The organism is Paenibacillus alkalitolerans (assembly GCF_016482785.1).
GTDB lineage: Bacteria > Bacillota > Bacilli > Paenibacillales > YIM-B00363 > Paenibacillus_AE > Paenibacillus_AE alkalitolerans.
On sequence record NZ_JAEMXM010000003.1, the window covers coordinates 79,238 to 104,486 of the forward strand.

The 25,249-nt window shown below is 52.4% G+C and carries 24 protein-coding genes, 2 pseudogenes and 1 riboswitch; of the genes and pseudogenes, 18 read left to right on the forward strand and 8 right to left on the reverse strand.

Annotated elements, in window-relative coordinates; all coding sequences use genetic code 11:
- Positions 1-99: 99 nt before the first annotated feature.
- Positions 100-179, reverse strand: a riboswitch (ZMP/ZTP riboswitch).
- Between the two features lie 140 nt (positions 180-319).
- Positions 320-712: pseudogene (locus JET16_RS07005) on the forward strand (ATP-binding cassette domain-containing protein); the annotation flags it as partial.
- 6 nt (positions 713-718) lie between these two features.
- Here the strand turns inward: JET16_RS07005 and JET16_RS07010 are convergent.
- A complete protein-coding gene (locus tag JET16_RS07010; protein WP_199615108.1) occupies positions 719-1,606 on the reverse strand; it encodes a LysR family transcriptional regulator in 888 nt (295 codons plus the stop codon).
- 109 nt (positions 1,607-1,715) lie between these two features.
- On the opposite strand from JET16_RS07010, the gene aroA reads away from it, so the two are divergent.
- Together aroA and aroC are read left to right on the forward strand one after the other, a co-directional pair.
- On the forward strand, positions 1,716-3,071 hold the full coding sequence (aroA, locus tag JET16_RS07015; RefSeq protein ID WP_325176628.1) for a 3-phosphoshikimate 1-carboxyvinyltransferase: 1,356 nt from the start codon (positions 1,716-1,718) through the stop codon (positions 3,069-3,071).
- A gap of 26 nt (positions 3,072-3,097) precedes the next feature.
- On the forward strand, positions 3,098-4,153 hold the full coding sequence (aroC, locus tag JET16_RS07020) for a chorismate synthase (protein WP_199615110.1): 1,056 nt from the start codon (positions 3,098-3,100) through the stop codon (positions 4,151-4,153).
- A gap of 66 nt (positions 4,154-4,219) precedes the next feature.
- On the opposite strand, the gene JET16_RS07025 is transcribed toward aroC, so the two are convergent.
- Positions 4,220-4,522, reverse strand: coding sequence for a hypothetical protein (locus tag JET16_RS07025; RefSeq protein ID WP_199615111.1), 303 nt, complete (start codon positions 4,520-4,522; stop codon positions 4,220-4,222).
- A 252-nt stretch (positions 4,523-4,774) separates the two neighbouring features.
- On the opposite strand from JET16_RS07025, the gene JET16_RS07030 reads away from it, so the two are divergent.
- From JET16_RS07030 to JET16_RS07040, 3 genes are read left to right on the forward strand one after another with little or no spacing between them, the layout of a single operon-like run.
- Positions 4,775-5,263, forward strand: coding sequence for a PH domain-containing protein (locus JET16_RS07030; RefSeq protein ID WP_199615112.1), 489 nt, complete (start codon positions 4,775-4,777; stop codon positions 5,261-5,263).
- Positions 5,256-6,713: a PH domain-containing protein gene (locus tag JET16_RS07035; protein ID WP_199615113.1), complete on the forward strand. Its 1,458-nt coding sequence runs from the start codon at positions 5,256-5,258 to the stop codon at positions 6,711-6,713. Before JET16_RS07030 ends, JET16_RS07035 begins: the two co-directional genes overlap by 8 nt.
- 17 nt (positions 6,714-6,730) lie before the next feature.
- Positions 6,731-7,747, forward strand: coding sequence for an LCP family protein (locus tag JET16_RS07040; protein ID WP_199615114.1), 1,017 nt, complete (start codon positions 6,731-6,733; stop codon positions 7,745-7,747).
- 31 nt (positions 7,748-7,778) lie between these two features.
- Here the strand turns inward: JET16_RS07040 and JET16_RS07045 are convergent, their stop codons facing one another.
- Entirely contained in the window at positions 7,779-8,333 is a 555-nt protein-coding gene (locus JET16_RS07045) for a histidine phosphatase family protein (protein WP_199615115.1), read from the reverse strand.
- A gap of 99 nt (positions 8,334-8,432) precedes the next feature.
- Between JET16_RS07045 and JET16_RS07050 the strand changes: the two genes are divergently transcribed.
- The 5 genes from JET16_RS07050 to JET16_RS07070 all read left to right on the forward strand — a co-directional run bounded on the left by JET16_RS07050 (position 8,433) and on the right by JET16_RS07070 (position 11,442).
- Positions 8,433-8,969 carry a hypothetical protein gene (locus tag JET16_RS07050; RefSeq protein ID WP_199615116.1) on the forward strand — a complete coding sequence of 179 codons (537 nt, stop codon included), beginning with the start codon at positions 8,433-8,435 and terminating at the stop codon, positions 8,967-8,969.
- On the forward strand, positions 8,966-9,904 hold the full coding sequence (locus tag JET16_RS07055) for an AraC family transcriptional regulator (protein ID WP_199615117.1): 939 nt from the start codon (positions 8,966-8,968) through the stop codon (positions 9,902-9,904). The genes JET16_RS07050 and JET16_RS07055 overlap by 4 nt, the downstream gene beginning before the upstream one ends.
- Positions 9,905-9,916: 12 nt before the next feature.
- Positions 9,917-10,291: a VOC family protein gene (locus JET16_RS07060; RefSeq protein ID WP_199615118.1), complete on the forward strand. Its 375-nt coding sequence runs from the start codon at positions 9,917-9,919 to the stop codon at positions 10,289-10,291.
- 205 nt (positions 10,292-10,496) lie between these two features.
- Positions 10,497-10,886, forward strand: a complete 390-nt coding sequence (locus tag JET16_RS07065) for a VOC family protein (protein WP_199615119.1) — start codon at positions 10,497-10,499, stop codon at positions 10,884-10,886.
- Between the two features lie 268 nt (positions 10,887-11,154).
- Complete coding sequence (locus tag JET16_RS07070; protein WP_199615120.1) at positions 11,155-11,442, forward strand: GyrI-like domain-containing protein; 288 nt, start codon at positions 11,155-11,157, stop codon at positions 11,440-11,442.
- 345 nt (positions 11,443-11,787) lie between these two features.
- Here the strand turns inward: JET16_RS07070 and JET16_RS07075 are convergent, their stop codons facing one another.
- On the reverse strand, positions 11,788-12,702 hold the full coding sequence (locus tag JET16_RS07075) for a cupin domain-containing protein (protein ID WP_199615121.1): 915 nt from the start codon (positions 12,700-12,702) through the stop codon (positions 11,788-11,790).
- Between the two features lie 208 nt (positions 12,703-12,910).
- Here JET16_RS07075 and JET16_RS07080 point away from each other — a divergent pair, with 208 nt between their 5' ends.
- Positions 12,911-13,870, forward strand: coding sequence for a GNAT family N-acetyltransferase (locus JET16_RS07080; RefSeq protein WP_233531193.1), 960 nt, complete (start codon positions 12,911-12,913; stop codon positions 13,868-13,870).
- A 19-nt stretch (positions 13,871-13,889) separates the two neighbouring features.
- Here the strand turns inward: JET16_RS07080 and JET16_RS07085 are convergent.
- A pseudogene (locus JET16_RS07085) lies at positions 13,890-14,722 on the reverse strand (pentapeptide repeat-containing protein).
- Between the two features lie 252 nt (positions 14,723-14,974).
- Between JET16_RS07085 and JET16_RS07090 the strand changes: the two are divergent.
- The 5 genes from JET16_RS07090 (at position 14,975) to JET16_RS07110 (ending at position 20,625) form a co-directional block, all read left to right on the forward strand.
- Positions 14,975-15,343 (forward strand): VOC family protein, encoded by a 369-nt coding sequence (locus JET16_RS07090; RefSeq protein ID WP_199615122.1) that lies wholly within the window; start codon positions 14,975-14,977, stop codon positions 15,341-15,343.
- A gap of 17 nt (positions 15,344-15,360) precedes the next feature.
- Positions 15,361-16,119 (forward strand): IclR family transcriptional regulator, encoded by a 759-nt coding sequence (locus tag JET16_RS07095; RefSeq protein WP_199615123.1) that lies wholly within the window; start codon positions 15,361-15,363, stop codon positions 16,117-16,119.
- 104 nt (positions 16,120-16,223) lie between these two features.
- Complete coding sequence (locus JET16_RS07100) at positions 16,224-17,099, forward strand: fumarylacetoacetate hydrolase family protein (protein ID WP_199615124.1); 876 nt, start codon at positions 16,224-16,226, stop codon at positions 17,097-17,099.
- 28 nt (positions 17,100-17,127) lie between these two features.
- Entirely contained in the window at positions 17,128-18,603 is a 1,476-nt protein-coding gene (gene gucD, locus JET16_RS07105) for an alpha-ketoglutaric semialdehyde dehydrogenase GucD (RefSeq protein ID WP_199615125.1), read from the forward strand.
- A 30-nt stretch (positions 18,604-18,633) separates the two neighbouring features.
- A complete protein-coding gene (locus tag JET16_RS07110; RefSeq protein WP_199615373.1) occupies positions 18,634-20,625 on the forward strand; it encodes a YjhG/YagF family D-xylonate dehydratase in 1,992 nt (663 codons plus the stop codon).
- Positions 20,626-20,691: 66 nt separating this feature from the next.
- Here JET16_RS07110 and JET16_RS07115 read toward each other — a convergent pair whose 3' ends face one another.
- Positions 20,692-22,392 (reverse strand): M3 family oligoendopeptidase, encoded by a 1,701-nt coding sequence (locus JET16_RS07115; protein ID WP_199615126.1) that lies wholly within the window; start codon positions 22,390-22,392, stop codon positions 20,692-20,694.
- A gap of 427 nt (positions 22,393-22,819) precedes the next feature.
- Between JET16_RS07115 and JET16_RS07120 the strand changes: the two genes are divergently transcribed.
- On the forward strand, positions 22,820-23,047 hold the full coding sequence (locus JET16_RS07120) for a putative immunity protein (protein ID WP_199615127.1): 228 nt from the start codon (positions 22,820-22,822) through the stop codon (positions 23,045-23,047).
- Here JET16_RS07120 and JET16_RS07125 read toward each other — a convergent pair.
- Together JET16_RS07125 and JET16_RS07130 are read right to left on the reverse strand one after the other, a co-directional pair.
- Positions 23,044-23,772 (reverse strand): TioE family transcriptional regulator, encoded by a 729-nt coding sequence (locus JET16_RS07125; protein WP_199615128.1) that lies wholly within the window; start codon positions 23,770-23,772, stop codon positions 23,044-23,046. The two genes, JET16_RS07120 and JET16_RS07125, sit on opposite strands and share 4 nt — an antisense overlap.
- A 71-nt stretch (positions 23,773-23,843) precedes the next feature.
- Positions 23,844-25,217, reverse strand: a complete 1,374-nt coding sequence (locus JET16_RS07130) for an MFS transporter (protein WP_199615129.1) — start codon at positions 25,215-25,217, stop codon at positions 23,844-23,846.
- Positions 25,218-25,249: the final 32 nt, after the last annotated feature.

Here is a 25,249-nt window from a genome sequence, read left to right on the forward strand (position 1 = left end):
GTATCCTAATACATGATAAAAACTTATGTTTTTTATGACCGTGCCTGATTCGTGTCATTACTCCTACAAAATAATAAAAGTATTCAGTCTAGTGACCGAATACTTTGCCCAGGCGTACGGCTATGATAATATGCGCTCCCTCGTGGTACTCCACGTTTACGCCAGTCACACATACCAGGTTATTCGCAGTTAATTTACCACAAATTTCTGACTATTTCAATAATTATTTGAGGATCGGCTATTTGGATATATGGAGATCACGAAATACCTTACGACTGTCCAAGACTCAGGCAAGCAGATCGGCAATGGAAGACCAGACAAATTCATTCCTTCACGTCCTGAAGGTTCAGATACACCTTTAGCTAAACGGGGAGTGAAGCTGTCCGGCGGGCAAAAGCAGAGAATTGCGATTGCTCGCGCCCTGCTTCGGGATGCGCCTATACTGCTGCTTGACGAAGCAACCGCGGCTTTGGACAACGAGTCGGAAAAGCTGGTCCAAAGCGCGCTGGAGAAACTTATGGCAGGGCGGACCACATTTGTCATTGCGCATCGATTGTCAACAATCCGGCGGGCCGATTGTATCATCGTAATGGATAACGGGCGGTTAGTGGAAGCGGGTACGCATGATGAATTATTATCCAGGCGGGAGCTGTACAGCCGCCTGTACAACTTGCAGTTTAAACCGGCGCAGGATCAACTTGATGTTGTTTAAACTCCTCTACCGAACCTCAGTGCGGAGCATCTGGACGAAACGTTCGGCCGCAAGCGGCAGATCCATGCCGCGGCGGACAGCGAGGCCGATGCTCCGAGGGGGGAGCGCTTCTTGCAGCCGAAGCTCGATAAGCTTGCCGCTCCGGAGCTGCTCCTTCACGAAGGAGCGGGTAATGAAAGCAGCTCCGTAGTTCAGGCCCGCGAACTCCGCGAGAAGGTCGACGCTTCCCAGTTCTATATCCGGCTTGACGATAAGACTTCTTGCGGCGAACCACTGCTCGACGAAAACCCGCGTCCTGCTTCCAGGAGACATCATCAGCAGAGGCAGTCCCGCCAGCTCCCTCGCCGATAAAGGACGATTTGCCAGCTCCAGATAGGCCTCTCCAACGACAAAGCAATCCTCTAACACCGCTAGAGTCTGTATATCCAGCTGAGAGTCGTCAAGCGGCATGTGCACGATGGCGCAGTCGATCCCGCCTTCTTTCAGGCGCTGCGCAATCTCGGGCGATTTGCCATGTGAAAGACGGATACGGATGCCGGGGTACTCGGCATGAAATAAGTTCAAATACGGCAGCAAAAGATGCTTGATCAACGAATCGCTCGCACCGATTCGAATTTCTCCAGCGGTTAACCGCTTCAAGTTGTATACATGGTTCTGACCGGCATCCAATAGAGAGAAAGATTGTTCCACATACGAAAGCAGCGCGCGCCCTTCCTCCGTCAATTCCACTCCTTTCGACAACCGGTGAAACAGCTTGACTCCCAACGCTTCTTCCATCTGCTTAATCGCATAACTTACCGATGGCTGCGTAATATGCAGCTCTTGCGCCGCTTTCGTCAAATTCCCGTTACGGGCGGTTTGCAAAAATATGCGGTACCATTCAAGGTTTATCATATGATATAGAACACCTCTATAACAAGATTAAAAAATCGCGATTTCACTTATTTCAACACTCTCATTATAATCGGGGTAAATCCATCGATCAAACGGAGTGATGAATAAAGTGGAACCCATACAGCACACACCGGATAAAGAGGCACGCTCTCCTTGGGCAGCGAACACCGATAAATTACTTTTGAAAATCAATCCGCCAAGAACGCCGGTACAAGGCACGATCCGGCTGCCTGGCAGCAAAAGCTTGACGAACCGCGCGTTGATCATTGCTGCATTAGCGGAGGGGACGTCGCGGATAGAGGGGATTTTGAAAAGCGACGATTCTTATTGGTGCATTGACAGTTTAACGAGGCTTGGCGTTAAGGTGGACATCGAGGGGGAGACTGCGCATGTTGAAGGCTGCGGAGGCTCTTGGCCGAACCGGTCGGGTGAATTATACGCCGGCGCCGCCGGTACGGTTGCGCGCTTTCTGCCAGGGGCTCTGGCGGCAGGAACAGGCAATTGGACAGTCAGAGGAAGTAAGCGCCTAAGCGAAAGACCGCTGGCTCCATTGCTCGATGCGCTGTCGAAGCTCGGCGCGCAAATTACGAGGAAGGAAGCGGGGCGGAGCCTGCCATTTACAATGGAAGCGAAAGGGCTTAAAGGAGGAGAAGCAGTGCTGCCGGGCTCCGCCTCAAGCCAGTTTATCAGCGGGTTGCTGCTGGCCGCACCTTACGCGAAAGATCCGGTTACCGTGCGCATTGACGGTGAAGTCGTGCAGCGGGATTATGTGGGGATGACGATCGATATGATGGGCGCGTTCGGTATTGCCCCGAGAGTATCTGACAACGGTCAAAGCATTATCGTCCCGACAGGGAAGTATCAAGCCCGATCGATCGCGCTCGAGCCGGATGTTTCCACTTGCTGCTACTTCTTGGCGGCCGCCGCCCTGACGGGCGGGAGTATACGGATCGAAGGAATTTCCGCCCCAACAACCCGCCAACCGGATATTGAAATCTTGGACGTGCTCGAACGTATGGGGTGTACCGTCAATCGAGGGGAAAATTATGTCGAGGTGCAGGGAGTAAACATGCGGTTAAAGGGCGGCTTAACAATTAATATGAACAGGTGGTCCGACCAGACACTGACCATAGCCGCTATGGCTGCGTTCGCGGACGGTCCGGTTACGCTGACGGATGCCGAGCATATCAGGCATCATGAATGCGACCGGATCGCCGCCATCTGCATGGAGCTTCGGAAGCTTGGCATCCGCGCAGACGAACATCATGACGGGTTAACCGTTTACCCGGGCCAACCGGCGCCGGCACTGCTGGATTCCCATGACGACCACCGCATGGCAATGGCGCTTTCTTTAATCGGCCTGAAGTCCGAAGGTATCCGCATTATGGATCCGGGCTGCGTATCCAAGACGTGTCCGGACTATTTCGAGCGGATGTCCGCGCTGGGGGTACAAATCGAATACTGAGCGGAGCAGGAGGTTTAACAAACACAATGGCAGGAAATACATTCGGTGAAGCATTCAAGATTACGACCTTCGGCGAATCGCACGGAGCGGCGGTCGGTGTCATCGTGGACGGAGTGACGCCAGGAGTCGAAATTAGCGAACAGTACATTCAGATTCAGATGGACCGGAGAAAACCGGGTCAATCCTCCGTCACTTCGCCGCGCAAGGAGCATGACGTCGTCCATATTCTTTCGGGAGTGTTTGAGGGAAAAACTACGGGTACGCCGCTTTTTGTAATATTGCATAATCACGATATGAGGCCGGAAGCGTACAGCGAGATCCAACATAGTTTTCGCCCTGGACATGCGGATTTTACGTATTTACAGAAGTACGGGATCCGCGACCATCGGGGCAGCGGAAGGGCATCCGGGAGAGAGACGGCGGGCAGAGTGGCGGGAGGCGCTGTCGCCCGTAAGCTGTTGGAGAGAAGAGGCGTGCAGGTACTGGCATATACGAAAGAAATCGGGGGAATTTCATGCAGGACTCTCGATGAGCAAGCGATCGAGCAAAATGCTGTCCGCGCATGCGACCCTGACGCCGCAACCGAAATGATCAAGAGGGTGGAGCAATTGGCGGCGGCCGGCGACAGCTGCGGAGGCGTCGTGGAGTGCCGAGTCCGCGGAGTTATTCCGGGTCTTGGCGAGCCGGTATTCGATAAATTGGATGCAGATCTGGCCAGGGCAATGCTTTCAATCGGCGCGGTGAAAGGCATAGAATTCGGCGCCGGTTTTGCCGCCGCTTCCATGCTTGGCAGCGAACACAACGACGAGATGAACTCCGCCGGATTTCTGAGCAACCATTCCGGAGGAATTATCGGAGGGATAAGCACCGGGCAGGAGATTATATTCCGGGTTGCAGTTAAGCCCACATCTTCTATATCCGTCCCACAGAGGACCGTTAGCATCAGCGGCGAAGAACGCCAAATCAAGACGGAAGGCAGGCACGATCCTTGTATTTGCCCGAGAATCGTGCCGGTCGTCGAAGCGATGGCCTGTTTGGTGCTGGAGGATCAGTTCAAGCGGCAAGCCGCCATGTTGGGGTGATCGTTTACGCGGTGAATTCGTTCTCGTTGGCATCGTCATCGAAAGCGCCGCGTGATTCACCTTCATTTAATTTCTGAGTTCAAGCTCTTCCACCCGGTTAATTGTTTCATCAAGCGATCGTTCCAAGCCTTCGTTGCGCCTTTCCAATCGCCTGAAATTGGTGTTTGTTTCTTTGCGGAAAGCGTACATCTCGTCTCTAAAAGAGTACATCTCGTCTCTAAAAGAGTACATCTCGTCTCTGAAAGCGTGCATCTCTTTTTTAAACTCCTTCAGATCTTGTGATAATTCCTCAATTTTTGCATTGTTACCCGCCTGCATTTGAATCAATTGTGAGACCATTTCATGTATCTGGTTCAGTTGTTCACTCACCGTTCGATCCCCACCCTTACAATTAGAATACGACTGGTGCATTACTAAATCGAATGTTTCGCGTAATATTTAGTATAGCATAATTATGGGCGAACGTACATTCCTATCTTAAGCGTAATATGCATCAACATTCCGTTTGGTGCCGATATAACCTTTGCTTGCAAAAGCTTGCTTATCATTTCGGGCGGTGAGAGAATGGAAGGGACACAGTATTGCGGACTGCACAACTCACCTCCCGAAGGAGCGCAAGCAATGAAAAAGCCGCACCCGAACACCCGATCGGTATTGATCGTAAATCGAATAACGGCGCTGTCTATACAAACAGTAACACTCGTTGCCGTTTGTTTTGGCATCGACTATTGGAAATCCGGGTGGAATGTTTGGGGAACGTGGTTCCTCTGGGGCTTCATGCTTCTTGCGTTATATTTCATTTGCCGCTGCGTTGTAATCATCGTGGAATATCGGCATGCTTACTATTCGTTCAGCGAACAGCAGATTTATATCCAGAAAGGCGGCTGGAGCACGAGGATTGACTGTGTGCCGGTTAAGAAAGTTCAGCATATCGCCGTTTCGCAATCGTGGAGCTCCCGGCTTTTCTCGCTGTACAGTATCACTTTCTACACTGCGGGTTCAACGCATTGGATCGGATATATTGCCAAACCCGAAGCCGACGAAATCAAGCGTTGTGTGTTTGACGTAATTGAAAAGTACGAAGCAGAACGAGGTTTTCGACTTGCATAAATCCTTAATGAGAGATCACGTTATCGAATTGGTCTATGATAATTACAGGAGAATAAAGCATACGATCATCCCGATGGGATTTTCGGCCGTCGCCCTTGCAGGGTTTGGGTACGATACGATCGTATGGATTTTGGTCGTCCTCACTTGTACCTCTTCTGCAGCCTATTCCATTCTTAAGTGGCGGAACAAAACTTTCGATCTCACAAGCGAACGCATTATTGTTAGTGAAGGGGTGTTTTCAAAGCGTCAAAATGATATTCCTATTGCGAATGTCAGCGGTATCCGTATTCAAGATTCGATCCTGAAGCGTCTTGTGGGAGTGAAGGAGCTGCAGATTGAAATCATCGGAGGAAATCAAGAATCTTTCGTTCTTTCCGCCGAGCAAATTCATTGGATTCAGCTGAACATATTTTCATCTATCCCGGCGCAAGAAACATCCCCTCCGTCCGGCAGTTCATTTCAGTTTGCTCACTATTTACTGCTTTCACTGCGAAAAAGCATTTTCCTTCCGGCCCTTATCTCATCGTTTACGTTATTCGAGCTTGCTTTCCAGTATTTCTATAGAGACGGCGGCGATCGAAGGGGTGTTGCGGACATTTTGAACAAATATTCGAGTAGCTGGTGGCCGGAATCGTTACCGGCGATCATCGATGCGGCGGGCATTATTGTTGGAGTGACGATATTTCTTTCCGTACCGGCGTCCCTAGCGATCGCTTACCTCAAATATTCGAAATTCTCAGTTAAGCAAAAGACGAATCATCTGCAAGTTGTATCCGGACTTTTCTCGCGAAAGATTGTCAACATCCCATACAGCCATATTCGTTCAGTACGGATTTGCTCTTCTTGGCTGGAGCTGCGGCTCGGATTTGTTCGGGTCTGCGCCGATACGGTAGGATTCGGGAAAAATTCCGAGGGGGCAACCGTCGAATTGTTTCCATTGATCCGCGCGGCTCGGTTAACGGACATTCTGAACATGTATTTGCCTGCATTTCAGTTTCCGGAGATTCGACATCGGGCGAAAGCAGGCAGTCTCGTCTATTATCTCGCAAACCGCGCAACCATTATTTCGGCCGCCTGCAGTATGTTTTTGACGATTATATTCCCTTGGAGCGCCCTTGCATGGATCATCGTCGTTTATTTCGTGTTTGCTGGGTTTATGCGTCACCGGTACGCAGGGCTTACCTTTGAAGGTAAATATATGGTTTTGTCACAGTGGCGCGCATTGATGAAAGAAACCGTCATTTTCCATATGCAGAGCGTGCAGTCCCTGATGTACAGCCAGACTTACTGGCAGCGCCGGGGAGAGTGCGCTACCTATACTTTTTCCGTGTATTCCGAACAGTTAACCGAATGTTACTCATGCAAGCACATGGATGGACGGTTGAAAAAAGACTGGTTGAAAGCCGGTGACAAAAATGTTACCTCAGACTCAAACTGTGAAACTTTCTGAGCGGATATTGCGTTTTAATGATGAATGAATGTTTTAGGAGGACTGCCAGTATTTTTATACTCCAGAAGAAGAAGCTATTAATAATTTGTTCCGTCATTGTTGTTATGCTTGTGGCAGGGATCGCTTTTCGCAATGCTATCGCAGCATCGCTATTTCGCACCGTTGTAGCACCGAAAATTAACGAGGAGCTTGCCGAAACCTACGTACCGATTGTTGAAGAAGTTCAGCCCCCGGAAAAAGCGGTCAAACAAGAACCTTTTACATTTCTCATCCTTGGGGTCGACCAGCGCAATAAGGAAACAGGCAGATCGGACACAATGATATTCGGATTATTTAAGCCGGATACAAATATATTAAAACTTATTTCAATTCCAAGAGATTCTTATATTTTTCTGCCTGTGGAGGACTCTTACGATAAAGCAAGCCATGCTTTTGCATACGGCGGAGCGAATAGTGCCGTCAGGGCGGTCGAGCATCTGCTTGATGAGCCGGTGGACTATTACATGTCTATTAATTTCCAAGGCGTGGTGCGGCTTATCGACAGCATCGGCGGCATAGAGCTGGATATTAGTAAGGATCTTGTTAACGATGATCCTTCGCATGAACATTTTGTAGTGAAAGCCAATCAAGATGTTTATTCAGGCGTTGACGCATTGAACTTCTTACGGTTTAGAGAAGATGCCGGCGGCGATATTAGCCGTGCCTCAAGAAACCAGGAATTTGTTGAGGCGTTTGTCAAAAAAGCAGGCAGCTTAGATAACATAACGAAATTAAACGAACTCCTCACGATCGTCGGCGATAATCTGCAAACGAATATGCCTCCGTCACAGCTAACGGAGTTTATCGCCAGCTTTATCGAGAAAGAAGAAAAGAACATAGCGATCAACTCAGTCACGCTTAACGGTAAGGGTGCAAGGCTGGGAGACCAGAGACTATACTATTTAAAGCTGGATGAGACTCAATTAGAGGAGATTAAAAAGCAAATTGACAGCGATATGGGAAATGTTGTGGCAGCGGCAGCGGCTATCGATTGACATGACCGAAAACTAGTCGGTGGAAGTATGCTTAACAATCAGGAAAGGCGACAATACGAGCATTGAAACTATAAACTTTATAATCTCCATTATTCGATGAAAACCTTAAAATATTCCGGTCTTCGGGCATGCCGTTGAAATAAGCGCCGATGCAGCCCGTCGTGCACTTGTGTCCGGAAATCAAAATATTCACTTGACTCGCGCCATATTCAGCTTCAAGCTCTTGCATGAAAGCAAAAACTCTTTTTACATAGCTTTGGGCGTCTTCAACGCCTCTATAAACTCGCGGATCCGGAATTCCTCCGGCCAACTTCGCTTCGCCTTTCATTAATCCGTCGGCTTCGCCTAAATCAAATACGTCGAGTCTCTCATCAATCGTCGCTTTCATGCCCGTTGCGATCTCTGCTGTTTGTACGGCTCTTTCTTGCGGAGAGGAAAATATATAGTCAAAATGTATGTCCATAAGTTTATCTCTTAAACTTTCCGCCTGCTTTATCCCATTCTCATTTAGCGGCAAACCCCGTCTCCCTTGTAGTCTTCCTTCTTTGTTCAAATCCGTTTGACCGTGCCTGATTACATAAATCATTCGCCGCACCTCCGGTGTCATCAATCATAGTTAGTTTGAGTTTAACATTTTTTGGTTGTGGTATGATTGTGTAAAGTTGGATGTTGCGGAGGTTATTTTGTGGAAAGGTTTTTATATCATTATTTTGATGAATCAACCGGACCTTTTCGAAATTTATCCGAGTTAGAGCCGACAGAAGCTGAAGAAATTCTCAAAGAGATTCGAGACCGGAAAAAAGGATTCGCAAGCAAAAGATCCGAGGACTATTTGACAATTAGACGAAGTCTCGAAATAAAAGCCAGAGAGTTATTTATTTTAAAAGGCGGCAAGCCCGTCCGGAGCTATCCCCATTATATGACTCTTGGACAATGTCCGTGGCTGCTAGAATGGTACGAGCGGGGGAAACAGGTTCGCATCCCGATTGAACAATTTCATCCGGATACTATCAGCTTCACATATGGGGACTTGTTTCCGACGATGAGGTACCAAGATGGGAGGATGTATCGAGATCAGGTTTACACTTTGGGTGAGATATATCGGGTGATCGAACAATTCGGTTTGCCGCAAGAGTGGAATCCTCATGGAGATCTAGGCCCTGAGAGGTACATAGAAGCTCAAGTTTGGGATGATAAACCGTTGATAGGTTGTGAACCATGAGAAATAAAAATCCGAATTTATTAAAAGAGCACACGGCGATCGTCAACCGGGTGATTGACTATATAGATCAACATCTGGAAAGCGAGTTGTCGCTGGAACTATTGGCATCGAAAGTATCCGTTTCTCCCTCCTATTTGCACAGGATGTTTGCCAAAGTGACGGGAGAAAATTTGAATCCTCATATCGTAAGGACCCGAATTTTAAGAGCCTCGCATCAATTAGTCTATTCCCCCGGAGTTACAATTACTGATATTGCCCATCAATGCGGTTTTTCTTCGTTATCCGATTTTTCAAGAGTGTTCAAGAAGCTTGCGGGAAGCAGTCCCGAAACGTTTCGCGAGAAGCAAAAGCATATTAATCGCAAGAATTGTCAAATAGACAGCAAGGAATGGGAAAGCTATTTTGTGCAATATCCGTATAATGAGGGACATAATGACCGTTTGGCGAATCACCGGCTGCGAGTTTCGATACGGGAGTTTCCCAAGAAGGATATCTACTATATACGGCATCATGGGAAACGGCATTATGCTTTGCTCGACGAGGATGTTCAACAGAGCTTCGGGGATTTGAGCAACATGGCGTTTCGCAACGGGCTGTGGAGCAGCGGAACATACTTGTTGGGGATTCCACGGTATCCGCTTTTCGATTTTCCGTTTTTCGAGCTCGGATACGATGCATGCGTAACCGCGCCGAAGAAGGTCGACGTTTCCGAGGAAATCGGATTTCGAACGCTGCCGGGCGGAACGTACGCCGTGCTCCGATTGGAGGAAGACGCTCGTTTCGTCGAACCTTTCGTCCGCTGCATGCTGAACTGTTGGCTGCCCGACAGCGGGTACATGTACGACTCCCGGTCTGCAATGATGATCAGTTATAACAATCCTTCCATTCATCCCGAACGGAAATGGGTTGTGGACATATGCTTGCCCATCGTATGAAGGAGGAGTTACATGCTAAAAGCAAAGATGAAAGAGTACCGGCCCGTGTTGATCTCCAGGGATCGGGAGAAAGCTTTCGAGTACTACAAGAAGCTCGGCTTTGAGTGCAACCATTATACGGGATTTATGGACCGGGACGAGCTAAAGATTACGCTTCATCAACTTGAGGACGATACGAAGCCGATCGCGCCTAATAACACGATCGACGGGTGGTCGTGGGACTTATATGTGTTCGTCGACGATGCCGACGCTCTTTACCGGGAGTTTGTGGAGTGCGGTGCAATTATTCATTACCCGCCTAAGGATCCTATCGAATATCGAATGAGAGAGTTTGCAATTCGGGATCTGGACGGTTATATTATTGCGTTTGCTTCACCGAGGATATAAAAAGTGAATGCCGTAATAAATCGATTCGAATACAAGTGGAAATTGATCGTGTCATTCGAGGCGAATATTGGCAATCGCCGCAAGCTCCTAACGGTGTATTAATTGTATGCCATGGATTCAGGGCGCATAAAGATGCGTTGATGTTCCCTTATATCTCGCAGCAATTTCACCACTGTTATTAATAATATTGAAAGGGAGTAGTAAAATGAGCGAAATAACCGTAAGTCCGATTAAAAACAAGCTGGGGACTGTCTTTATTCCGGTTCGTGATATTGAAAGGTCGCGCGATTGGTACTGCAATTTACTTGGAATATCGAAGGATGAGTGCAAGATCATGCACGGCCACCTTTGCCCTCTTCCGATGCAGGGGACTGCAGGAATCATCTTGGACACGATGCCCATGTGGGGCGGCAATGAACCGGGAGGCGCCCCGAACATTCGGGTTCCGGCGGTCATGCTGCTTACGGACGATCTGCAAGCTTCCTATCAATTTGTAAAGGATAATGATGTAACGATGGTCACGGAAATCGAATTCGACCACTGGTTTGTCATTAAGGATCCCGATGAAAATTTGCTGATGATTTGCCGGGGCTGACTCTTTCGTTTGGTTGATATTTGAGAAAAAAGGACACAACGGTCATCTCCGGAGGTGGTAAAATTATGAAGTGAAGGGGAGGGAGTATCAGATGGACTCGAGTGTCAAGCATTATCGAAACTCCGATGGCTATAAGCCGGCTGCCGTTCCGAAAGCGTTGAAAGTTATTAAAGGGTACAAGTAGGAGAATGCGGTTCAAAGCGCGGATAGTTTCTTACACGTACGGACTGCGACGCTCGGGTCTTTCAATCTGGTTGATGAATCCAGTATGAATCAGTATTTGGTAATTCTGCCCGGACTGCGGCCGATGGTGGCCGTTGAAGTCGATGAGCCGCGCGATGTGCCGGAAGGGATGTCGTCGTATGTTATCCCTGAAGAGGAATACGTTGTCTTTAGTTTTGAGAAGAAGTACATAGGTGAGTTCTGGAACACGATTTATACGGAAGAAAACCAGCTAGAGTACAATATTGATCTGGCGAAACCTAGATTTGAAGTTTTTGCATCGCAACTTGATGCGGCTGGAATGGTCGAACGGTATATTCCGACAAAAAATTGAGTCAGTCGGACATGATAGCCCATGAAGTGTGCGGACACTGCATGGGCTATTTTATTATCATCGCCGTCTTGTTTCATTGTGAAACACGGTGATGCACGAATGAACCACGTTGTGCCGGATTGAAACAAGAGGCGGGAAGATGGGCTGTCTTGTTTCATTGTGAAACACGGTGGTTCACGGATGAACCACGTTGTGCCGGAGTGAAACAAGAGGCGGGAAGATGGGCTGTCTTGTTTCATTGTGAAACACGGTGGTTCACGAATGAACCACGTTGTGCCGAAGTGAAACAAGGGCGGGACCCAGGTCGTCAAATGAGTTGGTCAGGCCCTGAATTCCCCGAATCTTTCAGTCCTCCTGGCGGGCGGGTGCTCCCGGAATGTCACGGGACGTCCACGTACCGTCCAAATTCCGGCGGTAGCCATCTTCATAGTGACGTCCTTTATCGGTGGCACTATGAAGAGCCTCATCCGATATTACAGCGCTCCAACCGGCGCCGTGCAGCTGAATTTCGCCGAAATCCGAATAATACATGACATCCTTAGTGTCCTGGCGGTCGGGCCAGGCCTCTATGTCCAAAATAGTTACGGGCTCACCCCTATCGGCCAGGATCTGTGAGGTGAGGTCGGGGCCGCTCGGTTTCCCGATAAGGTTTCCTGCCTCCACCGACATGGAATGAGTTCCCATACGGAGCGTTCCCTTCCCGGACACAATGAGGTAATATTCATCGACCGCAGAGTGGCTATGAAGACGGGTAGATGCCTTTCCTGTCTCGACGGTCATGAGCATTACATGCAACCGCCCCAAACCGAGATGAGGAAAAAAGATACGATAGTCTCTAGAACCATGTCGAAGAGCCCCCACGGCTTGGTCCAACGGGCCGGCAGCTGACTTCTCGTAGATTGACACTACCGGTGGAAGCCAAAGATTGTCTCCGACGGGCTCCCCCGCGTCCGACACCCGATAAACCTCGTCATCCCAAAACGACGCAATTCGGGCCACGTATTCTTCCGCAGCCGGCGTAAGAGGCGGGACGAGAAACCAGACAGGGTCCGCCCGGTCAATCCGCATTCGCCCCGCCATGGTGCCGAGGCTTTCCCAGGCCCATGCAGTTAATCTGGAGAGCGTCATGTCCGGAAATCCTGCGGGAATATCCCCGATATGCTGAGGCAAGAAGAGCTTCCAAGCCACGTCCCACCGCAGCGAATCGACGGGTACCTCGACCGGTGCATCGAGGTTAACTGTCTTCAAATAGATAGCCATCGGCTGTCCCTCTCTTTCCTGTTTTACGTTTAAAACTTAATAAAGAGTCTCCTTTTTTTAAACACTTGTTTCTCATAGATTATATATTAAATTCTGAATTTATTAAGCGATCAAGGAGTCGGAAAATTCGTTATAATTGTTTATTCCCTTGTAGTTGTGCCGAACGGGGGGGTAAGTTGATTCTATATCTTGTGCGAGGTGACACGGTATGACTGTGCGATTACGGTTTCGGCCATATGCGGACGAATCGGACTACACGGCCCTTCGCAGTATCATTATTCGAAAATTTGCCGATCCCAAGCGGAGGTTTTATCCGAGTCCCGGCGATCTGGACTACAATCGTTCTTTCGGTGGAGATGCCTTTCTTGAGAAGTTGACGATATGCGAAACTCAAGGCGGAGTAGTGATCGGCGCTGTTTGGCCCGGCCATTATCGGATCTTATACTGCGTCACTGATCTGGAGCACGCGGATCTGGAAGATGAAATATTTGACTGGGCGGAGCGGCGATATAGCGGTCCCTCGCTGGGAGACCGCGCCGGGGAGGAGGTTTACATTTGGGGCTATCCGGAAGATACGGTTCGTTCCAAAATCTTGAGAGACAGGGGATACACCCGGCACACATGGTATATGTATTCCGGCGTCATCGACCTTAAGTCTGCAATACCGGAACCGCAAATCCCGAATGGTTACACAGTGCGCCCTATTCAGCCAGCCGATTTGCCGCAAAAAGTTGCCGTTATGAGCGGATCGGCCGGACTGACCGAACCGAACACGGAAATATACAACCGATTGATGACAAGTCCTACATATGAACAAGAATTAGACTTAATTGTCGTTGATGAAAACGATCAGGTTGCGGGATTCGCGAACGTTTGGCAAGACAAGCAGAATAATATCGCAATTATTGAGCCGTTCGGAACCGCAGAGGCGCATAGGAGAAAGGGATTGGCCACGAACCTTCTGTACGATATTATGCACCGTTTGAAGGGAAGGGGATCAGACAAGCTGTACATAAATCATGGGGGAATGTGGACATTAGATACTGCACCCGACGATGCTATGCGTGTTTATAATAAAGTCGGTTTTCAAGAGTTGGGAAAAATGTTCGTATGGTGCAAACCGTGCTCGCATCATGATGCCCAAGAAAATACCGAAGCAGACACTTGAAACCTGCCTGCCCGCTTTCTTAAGCGGACCAGTGCGGCGGGCGAGTGAGCGACGGAGGCAGCTTTGTACGGTGATCTCCTTTGGCGGCGTTGATCTGGAACTGGGTGAGGAAGATACTTTCGCTAAGGTCCACGCCTCTGATATCCGCGTCCCGGAAATCAGCCCCAATTAGGTCGGCCGCTCTAAGGTCCGCGCCACTAAGATCAGCGGCGATAAGGCAGGCTCCTCTTAAATTTGCCCCTCTAAGATCCGCCCCTCTCAGTTTTGCGCCAATAAGTTCTGCGTTTCGGCCGAACGTCTTCCGCCGGCTAACGGGAACCTTCATCGAGCGAAGCGCTTCTCCACGCACGAGTTCACTGGCTTGCAGCAGCAGTGTATTCACATTTGCCCGATGCGCCGCCACGTCCAGTTTCATGATGGAATCGGCATCGAGATGAGAAAGGCGTTCCGTCTCGTCGAGCGCCATGCGAAGCTCATTGCGAATCGGTCAAATAGAGGAGCTCATGGAGCTGCCGCATAAGCGGGAACACTTCAAACATTTGCTTAGCCGATCCTTGCACTTGCCGCCAGTCGTGACCGCCGAAGGTAATTTGGGACCTTCTGCCCGGCGCCGAAGCAGTCATAAACAGTACAGCCTCGAAAGCCCCGCTGTCTGAGGCTGTTGTGAATGCCGCAGCGAAAGTCCGATTGCAGATTTTCGCAAGGCTTACCGGCATCTTTGTCGATGGCGAAGTCTGCAGAGGCCGCGAAGGGCAGCGCGACACAGCACAAGCCGAAGCAGTTCTCGCAGTCGGCCTGCAGACGGAGCCGGCGATTGTCTGGAGAAGTTAGGTACCCATTATTCTCGAACATTGTGTCTGCTCCCTCCCGCTTCATTATATTTCCATAGTTTAATAGTCTAATTAGTTTCATTTCTACAATCTTCATATAGTATTACTGAATCTTCTCATCGTCAATCTTGATCGAACCTTTGACGCAATTTAATCGCGGTCACGAAATATTGTTTTCCACGTACGACATAATAATCTATACTATTATTAATTTCCAGCATTTGGTGGCAGGGAAATTTAGCTGAGATTATAAGCTTTTATTGGAGGATCGTCTTTGTCGGGTATGGAGTACATAAAAGCCAGAGAAGTTGTTTTAGGAATCCCGGTTGAAGATTATGAAGGATCAATTCAATGGTATGTCAATGTTCTGGGTTGTGAACTTATCTTCAAAATGGGTATCGCTCAATTAAGATTACCCTCAGGGCAAAAGGTATTATTATATAAGCCGGAAAATGACGACCAATTCACCGATAATACATGTACCGCCGAAAAGATTTATCAGCCTGAACATCCGGCGGCATATGGAGTAATATGTGTATTGATTATTTTTCCGCCAATCCTCACGCGAAATGTAGACGGTTCTCTTAAACGTATGCTAACATTACCGTACGACATTATATCAAAACGAAGTTTTATAATATAGCACAAGGTGGAAGCGGCATGCCGATCATTCAAGCCCTGGACCGGGCGTTGCGCATTCTCGATCTGTTTGACGAGCAGAACGGGGAACTGAAAATTACGGATATCAGCCAACGGATGCAGCTGCACAAGAGCACGGTGCATTCGCTCATCAAGACTATGCAAGCGCACGGTTACATCGAACAAAACGAAGAAAACGGCAAATACCGCCTCGGCATGAAGTTAGTCGAGAAGGGACATATCCTGCTGCAGGGCATCGACCTGCGCGCGATTGCGCGTCCGCATCTGCAGTCGTTGTCCGACGCAACCGGCCAAACGACCCATCTCGTCATCTTGGACGGCAAGGAAGGCGTATACATTGATAAAGTGGAAGGGGTCCACGCGGCAATACGGTATTCGAGAATCGGCCGCAGGGTGCCCCTGCACAGCTCGGCCTGCGGTAAAGTGCTGGCCGCCTATCGCACGGAAGAAGAGCATTCCAAGCTGTTGGCGGACTATTCGTTCGAGCAGCGAACGGATCGGACGATTTCGGATAAGGATGCATTCCTGGCCGAAGTCAAGGAAGTGAGGCAAACCGGGGCCGCATACGACCGGGAGGAGAACGAACCCGGCGTTCGGTGCGCGGCGGCTCCGATTTTCGACCATACAGGTAAAGTCGCTGCGGCCATGAGCATTTCCACCATCGTGTCCCGCGTCGGAGACGAAGAACTCGCCGAGCTTGTTCTAAAGTTGAAGCGGGAGACAGAGGCGATTTCCAGGAAGTTGGGATGGAAAGGCTGATCGCCGGTTCGGCGTTTTTCCGTTGCGGTAGAGGGTGTGCCGCCCTTTTGTCGAATGATGACAGAACGGCGTTTTATAATATCAAACGATTGGAGATGTAGTCATTGAGAATTATTCGTTATCGTGAGAATGCTTCGGTTCGTCTGGCGGCCGTGACGGACAAGGACGAAGCGTACCCGCTGGGGGACACTGATTTCCTAACATTGCTACATCGGGCGCAGCGGCTTGAGACAACGCCCGCTACACTCGTCCGGAAAGAAATCGACGGCGCCGCTCCGTTGGAAGGCGATTGGCGGGAGCTGCCGTTGTTGACGCCGCTCGACGCAGCGGAGGTTTGGGCGGCAGGGGTTACATACTTACGAAGCAAAGAAGCTCGCAATTACGAAGCGACGGCAGGCAAGCTGGACGCCACGACGTTCTACGACAAGGTGTATGACGCGGAGCGGCCGGAGCTGTTCATGAAATCGACCGCCGCCCGAACAGTAGGCCCCGGCGATACGGTTTGCCTGAGGGGCGACTCGAACTGGCAGGTGCCGGAGCCGGAGCTCGGACTCGTACTGGACTCCGAGGGCCGCATCGTCGGGTATACGATCGGCAACGACATGAGCTGCCGCGATATAGAAGGAGAAAACCCGTTGTACTTGCCTCAGGCGAAAATTTGGAAGCAGTCGTGCTCCATTGGTCCTGCGGTCCGGCTGTCGGAGACGGTCGATAATCCGTACGACTTCCGCATCTCTTGCCGCATCTATCGCGGCGGCGTGCTGGCGGTCGACGAATCGGCCACAACCGGATTGCTGAAGCGGAAGCTGGAGGAGCTCGTGGCATATTTGAAACGGGATAACGTCATCTTTGACGGAACGGTGCTGCTTACGGGCACCTGTATCGTGCCGCCGAATTTTTTCACGCTGCGGCCGGGGGACAAAATCGAGATAGAAATTAGCGGCATCGGGACCTTAACCAATATCGCGGTGAAGGCGTAATTTCACCGCTGCCGAAAGGAGAGCGAATATGAGTTATCAAGCAAATGCAGTCAATGTGCCGATTATCGACAATTACATCAACGGGGAATGGAAGCCGGCAGCCGACGGGTCTACGTTTGCCAGTATAAACCCGGCGAACTTCCGGGAGGTTGTCGGACACGTGCCGGATTCGTCGCCGGCGGAACTGGAGGAGGCCGTTGCGGCCGCCGATGAGGCGAGAACGGCGTGGCGGAAGCGCTCGGGCGCCCAACGAGGGGATTTGCTGTACCGGGCAGCGGCGCTGATGGAAGAGCGGGCCGACGATATCGGGCGCACCATGACTCGCGAAATGGGCAAAACGTTCCCCGAAGCGAAAGGGGAAACGCTGCGCGGGGCGGCTATCCTGCGTTACTATGCCGGGGAAGGCATGCGCAAGGTCGGCGACGTCATAACGTCGACCGACGCGGAGGCGCTTATGTTCACCACCCGCGCGCCGCTCGGCGTCGTAGGGGTGATCTCGCCGTGGAATTTCCCCGTTGCGATTCCGGTATGGAAGATCGCGCCCGCCCTCGTCTACGGCAATACGGTCGTCTGGAAGCCGGCGACGGAGACGTCCGTCACCGCGTCGAAAGTGATGCAGTGCTTCCACGATGCGGGCTTCCCGGCGGGCGTCGCCAACATGATCATCGGGAGCGGCCGCACGATCGGGCAGGGCATCGCTTCGCACCCCGGCATACACGGCATTACGTTCACGGGCTCCAATGCGGTCGGCAAGCAGGTCGGGCAAGCGGCTCTGGCGCGCGGCGCGAAGTATCAGCTGGAGATGGGCGGGAAAAATCCGATCATCGTCGCCGAGGACGCCGATCTCGACCTCGCGGTGGAAGCTGCCGTCAGCGGCGGCATCCGGTCGACAGGGCAGAAGTGTACGGCTACCAGCCGGGTCATCGTCGAACGCGAGGTGATGGAGGAGTTCAAGGCAAAGCTGCTTGAGAAAGTGAAGACGCTCAAAGTCGGCGACGGACTCGAGCCGTCGACATGGCTCGGACCGTGTGCGAACAAGAGCCAATGGGAGACGGTGCAGTCGTATATTCGCCGGGGCGTCGAGGAAGGCGCGCGGTTGCTGTACGGCGGCATGAAGCCGAAAGATCCTGCATTGGCGGACGGGTATTTCGTGATACCCGCCGTGTTCGATGAAGTGACGTCGAAGATGGCCGTCGCGCAGGAGGAAATCTTCGGTCCGGTGTTAACGCTTATTGCGGCGGACAGTATGAAAGAGGCGATCGAGCTGGCCAACGACACCGAATTCGGGCTTAGCGCATCGATATATACGCGGGATATCGGCAATGTGCTGAGCTTCATCCACGAGATGGATGCGGGCCTCGTGCGCGTCAACGCCGAGACGGCGGGCGTCGAGCTTCAGGCTCCGTTCGGAGGCATGAAGCAATCGAGCTCGCATTCGCGGGAACAGGGGCAAGCCGCCATTGAATTTTTTACTTCTATCAAGACGGTGTTTATCAAATCGTAAATCTGGCGCCGGGAGGAGTGACGGATGGGGATGACTTCGGGATTGGAACACATCATGGGGGATGACGCGGGAGCGTATTTCCGGGTGACGACCCATGCACCGGGCCCGCAAGGGTCGCTGCCGCTTACGCCCGACCTGTTGCGCCATGCGCCGAGCGGAGATTTGTTCGGCTTGTCGCAAAATGTGGGCATGGGGTGGAGTCCGTCTCGTTTGAACGGGAAGCAGGTGCTGCTGCTAGGGACGCTCGGGGGAATCCGCAACGAAGACGGCACGCCCGCAGCGCTCGGTTTCCATACGGGCCATTGGGAAATAGGCCTGCTAATGAGGGAGGCCGCCGAAGAAATCGCATCGGCGGGCGGCGTTCCGTTCGCCGGATATGTGAGCGATCCTTGCGACGGACGCTCTCAAGGAACGGCCGGCATGTTCGACTCGCTGCCGTACCGCAACGACGCTGCGGTTGTGCTGCGCAGACTCGTCCGGTCGCTGCCGACACGTTCGGCTGCGATTGGCGTCGCGACCTGCGACAAGGGGCTGCCGGCCATGATGATCGCGCTTGCCGCGATGCGCCGCCTGCCTGTCGCGATCGTGCCCGGCGGCGTCACTTTGCCTCCGACGCGAGGGGAGGACGCCGGCAAGATCCAGACGATCGGCGCCCGTTACGCGAATGGCGAGCTCAGCTTGGAGGAGGCGGCGGATTTGGGCTGCCGCGCCTGCGCGACGCCGGGCGGCGGCTGCCAGTTCCTTGGCACGGCCGGGACGGCGCAAGTCGTTGCAGAGGCTCTTGGTCTGACCGTGCCGCATGCGGCGTTGGCGCCTTCCGGCCAGCAGGTCTGGACGGCGCTGGCGCGGCAGACGGCGCGAGCGGCTCTCCACATGGCGGAGACGGGGTTGACGGGGAGCGCTATCGTAACCGACGCCGCTATCCGCAACGCGATGGTGCTTCACGCCGCGTTCGGGGGTTCGACGAACTTGCTTCTCCACATTCCGGCGATCGCGCATGCGGCGGGACTTCGCGTGCCGGACGTATCGGATTGGACGGAAGTTAACCGCGCCGTGCCGCGGCTAGTCAGCGTGCTGCCCAACGGGCCGGTGCCGCACCCGACCGTCCGGGTGTTTCTGGCCGGAGGCGTGCCCGAGGTGATGCTGCATTTGCGGAAGCTCGGCCTGCTGGACGAGAAAGCGCTTACTGTTACAGGAGCGACGATCGGCGAAACGTTGGACTGGTGGGAGTCGTCCGAGCGGCGGCAGCTTATGCGGCGGCACTTGGCGGAGACCGACAGCATCGACCCGGATACGGTCATTTATTCACCGGAGCGGGCGAAAGCTGCCGGTCTCGCTTCGACGGTTACATTCCCGAGAGGCAATATCGCGCCGGAAGGCTCCGTCATCAAGTCGGCGGCGATCGATCCCGGCAAGCTGGACGAAAACGGCGTCTTCCGCCACGTCGGCCGGGCGAAGGTATTTACGTCGGAGCGTGAGGCGATGAAAGCGATCAAGACCGGCGTCATCACGTCAGGCGACGTGCTCGCGCTGATCGGACGCGGGCCGTCCGGGACGGGGATGGAGGAGACGTATCAGTTGACATCGGCGCTGAAGCACCTGTCGTTCGGCAAGCACGTGTCGCTGTTGACGGACGCCCGGTTTTCAGGAGTGTCGACCGGCGCGTGCATCGGACACATCGGACCTGAGGCGCTTTCCGGCGGTCCGGTCGGCAAGCTGCGCAACGGAGACTGGATCGATATCCGCATCGATACCGTCCGGTTGGAGGGCGCGGTCGATATGGTCGGCGGCGGCGAACGTCCGGGAACGCCAGAGGACGGAACTGCCGAGCTGAACGCCCGCGCACCGCATCCCGGCTTGGCCCAGGATCCCGATTTGCCTGACGACACCCGCTTGTGGGCCGCGCTACAGGCCGCGAGCGGGGGCACTTGGAGAGGCTGCGTATACGACGTCGACACGATTATAAAGCTGCTTGAAGCGGGAAAGCGAGCAATAGAAGAGTCGCACGAGGAACCGGTGTGATATTGGCCGGTAAGGATTACAATCGGTTTATGCCGGCTGTAACCCTTCTTGCACCCGCAATGTTCCTCACTGCAGCTCCGCAATCACGCTTTCCACAAATTTGGCTGTCTTCTCGACCGTTTGCTCGGAAAAATCAAATTCGACCCCGGTGTCACGATAGATTTGCGCGATGGACTGATTGAAGTCGCTGCCTGCCCCCTGTTTGAACAAAGCGGTCGCTTTCGCCGGGTCTTCCCGGTATATTTGCAGAAGCTGCAGCGCCCCCAGCTCCGACATTGCATATTCGATTTTGTAAAAAGGATACGCGAAATAGTGAATGCTTCCAATCCAGCCGGCGCCGATCTCCGATTCAAGACCCATGATATCCACCGGACGGAGCATGAATCGCTTGTTGATTTCGAGGAACTTCGCATCCCGTTCTTCGGCAGAGTGATTCGGGTTCGTGTACATCCAGTGTTGAAACAAGTCGCCTGCCACAGGGTTAATGAGCACGTTGAACGTGCGGCGAAGCTCTTCACGCTGCGCGTTCTTGAACTCTTGATCGTCGGTATAGAATACATTGAGTTTGTCCAGCAGCAGCAGCTCCATCGCGTGGGAGTAAAGCTCGGCAACCTCTTCCCGGTGATTATGAGCTTGGATGCCGCTTTCCGTGTCAAACTGGAGATACTCGTTCACGGCATGGCCCATTTCGTGGATAAGCGCTATGACGGCGACAAACGACGGACTGAATTTGGAGAACACAAATACGTTTTTTGATGCCGGCAGGCTGTCGCAAAACGCGCCGGGGCGCTTGCCTTGACGGCACTCCACATCAAGCAGCCCGTTCGCCCGCATGAACCGGAATTTTTCCTGAAAATAAGTGTCGGTCATGCCGAGCATCAAATCCACACCGTCCAGCAGCTCGGTGACTGTGCGAAACGGCTCACCCTGCAGCGTGCACGGACCGGTGTCCCACGGACGGTACGAGTCTATGCCCAGCCCCGTCCGGAACACTTCGGCCAGACGTTCCCATGCCGGCACAACGTGCTTCTCAACGGACGTGTGGAAGTCATAGCAGTCCTGAATGCTATATTCCCGATTCTTCAACGTGAATATGTAGTCCCGGTAATTGCCGAAGCCGGCATTCAACGCCATCCGGTGCCGCAGCCGTACCAGTTCATTCATGATATCGTCGATCTCCGGTTTAACCCGGCCGCGCGCCTCGGCCAGTGCACGCCACGCCCGTTCACGCACGGTCCGATCCGGAATATCCGCTTGTGCCTGCACCAACGGGTAAGGTTTCGTTTCGCCGTCCCATTCGACGGTCAAAACGCCCATAATTTCGTTGTATCTAGTAACCAGTTCTTGTTCCCTCACCGTCAGCGGAATGTTCTCTTCGCGAAACAGCTCCACCTTCGCTCGCCGCACTTTCCGCATCAAGCCGTGTTTCTTGTCCTCTAGTTGCTCAATGAACGGAGAGCCGCAGAACTTCTTGTCAAACTCCGCCACATACTTCGTCAGAAGCGGCTGCACGACGGTTTGGCCGTGCAAATGGATGTCTCGCTTGCCGGCATTCGCCGTGTCCCTGTCGAAGTCGATTCGGTGGCCGGTCATCGCTTCGGTAATCTCGTCCCGGAGCTTTCTCTCCTCGGCGAGCCATTCTTCCAATGCAGCCGCTGACGTAACTTCCTGCTGCAATAGCGCATTCAGCCTGGCTTCGAGCGCCACCGTGTCTTCGAGATTGATAGTGTCGGAATAATACTTTGCGGACGTTGACGATTCGGACATTCGCATACCTCCCCATGGACTCGTTCGGGCTAACGACCATTATGGCAATAGTCTGTTTATGACCGGCTGTCGGTTTGCGATAATTTCGGCGAAATATGTTAGTACGCAACAAGTATGGCAATCCGGTGCGTGTAATCTGCTGTCGGAAAGGCCGTTTATAAACATTGTATTGCCATAATACTGTACTAGCGGGAAAACTTTTATCAGATTATGGGAAAATGTTGCCAAAACCGTACAAAGAGCTGCTCAAAAGTAATCGAGACGGTCGATGACGCGTAGGGGCAGTTTATCGGGAGGCTCAACAAACACTGCAGAAAAAAATTTATAGTAATTAACTAAACTACATTCAACTTAAATTGAATATTTCGCGATATTTTCTGCGAACATTAGCACTTGCATTAAAGTTGTAAAATGGCGGTGTAAGCAAATGGAAACGGGTAAATTTAAAGATTCGAAAATCAGCAAATCGATATCGGAGCTTGCGAGTCACAAAACATTGGCCTTGTGGGCAGCCGACTGCGCGGAACGTGTGCTCCGATATTTCGAAGAAAAGCATCCGGACGACCGTCGGCCTCGGGAAGCTATCGACGCGGGACGAGCTTGGGTACGCGGCCGGCAGCTGCGGCGATTGCTCGAATATAAGGACAATCACTAATCGCGGTACAGCTCCCGGTCCGCCATAAGCTCCAACACTTTACAGAGCTCAACCAACCGGTGAACCCCGCGAAACTGCTGGCGGTTGCGCTCATTTATGCTGTGAACCGCTTTTTCCGCCGCCTTTTTCGCTTGTTCGATGCTTTGGTTTTCTACAGCTTGTACGATCTCCTTCATGATCTTTAAGAAATAGACGGTGCTCCGCAATGTGCGGATGAGCAATATCTTGCGCACGTGCGTCGGCGTGAACAGCCGGTACCCATTCTCCGGGTCTCGCTCCGGCGTAATCAAGCCTTCCTTCTCCCAATGGCGGATGGCGGACGTGGCGACGCCGGCAAATTCGGCAACTTCGCCGATGGTCATACGGTTTTTCAGCTTCTTATTCGCAACGTGAGGCTGATCGAAGTTTTGCAGCAGCTCGAGCGTCTGGTCCGCGGCGGCCTTTTCATGCTGAAGGTCCGCCTGTTCCTTGTTTACAAGCCAGAAAGCGGCGTCAATATCCGCGTTCTGGATGTTTCGAAGCACCTCGCAGGTGAGCCCCACGCCAAAACCGGGAAACATGGCGCGCAGGCAGCGGAAATAAGCCAAGTGCACCTTCGTATAAAGACGGTACCCGTTTGCGCCGCGGGCGGGAGCGGGGACCACTCCCCAAGACTCATAATGACGCAACGCGCTGGTGCTGATATTGAGCTCTCTCGCAATCTCAATCGGCTTATAGTAACGCATCCCCGTCCTCCCCCCTTGGTATGAGCGATTCCACTATACCAAATATTTTGGGCGAAAGGGAGTGACACCGGCTAGGCCGATAATTGCGTCGAACGTGCGTAACGGCGGTACAAGTACGAGCAGCCGATCGATGCCAAAACGACGATCGTCAACCCCCAATATATATTCCCGTATGCGGCGGTAAGCGGAAGCTGTTTCTGCCAAACCAGAGCGCTGGCCGTCGCGGCGACCCCGAATGCTCCGCTGAAGAACTGAAGAAGCTGGAACAGCCCCATGCCCGATCCGATTTGCGGCTTGGGCAGAATGCGGGACATTTCGTTGGAGATGCTGCTCATCAGGCATGTAAAACTGACGCTCATAAGCATGTAAATGAACATGACGGCGATATGCGACGATCCGGCGAACAGCGCGAACAATACAACGGACGTCAGCAGCAGCAGGGGGACGTAGCGGATGAGAGATTCGTTGCCGTAACGGTCAATGATCTTGCCGACTCTGCGGGAAATGAGCATCGCCAACAAAGAACCAGGAAATATGATAAGTCCCGACACGCTCGCACTCAGTCCGAACTGGTGAACCAGAATTTGCGGCATGAGGAATAGTGTGGCAAAGCTGCATAGATACGAGGCGATTCCGACAGCGCCAAGCGTCAAATAAGACCGGTTTAGGAACAGAGCGGGCTGCACGAAGGGGTCGGCCGCGCGGCGAATCCGAAACACGAACAGAACAAGCGCCGCCAATCCGACCGCCAACGCCGCCCAGGATTGATTGGTCAAGAACAGAAGCAGCCCGGTCGTCCCGACGCCTGCGAACAACGCTCCCGCGGTGTCGAATGAGCCTTCGGACGGCGACTCTTTCGGAACAAGAGCAGAGAAGAAAGGAATTAAGATCAGCGTGACCGCTGTCACGATAAATAAGTAATGCCAGCCCAAGTACTCCACGATAGCTCCGCCGGCCACGGGGCCCAGACCGAGCCCGAGCGAAGCGGCCGACATGACGGTTGCCGTCGCTTTCCCCCGGCGCTCAAGAGGCACGTAGCGGGTTATCAGCACAAGGGAAAGTGCCGGAATGGCGCCCGCACCCGAGGCCTGCAGAATTCGGGAGGCTAACAGCGGCACGAAGCTGTTGCTGAAAAATCCGGCGACGGAGGCGGCGCCAAGCGAGATGAGCCCGATAATGAACAGCCGGCGGATCGGAACGAAATCGGACAGCCTGCTGTATGTAATGGACGAGATCGCGAATACGATGGAATAGCCCGTTACGATCCAAGAAACGGATGCCGCCGATACGCCGAAATCGCTCGATACGAAAGGCAGCGCCAAATTAAACATCATCGTGTTCATGATAACCAATACGATGGAGACTCCCAGCAGGACGGTCACGAGACCTTCCCGGGATAAAGTTTGTTTCGTTTCGCTAACTTTCGGATAGGATAGAGTTGACATCCGTATTCCCGCCCTTTTGTTCTGTTGTTCGA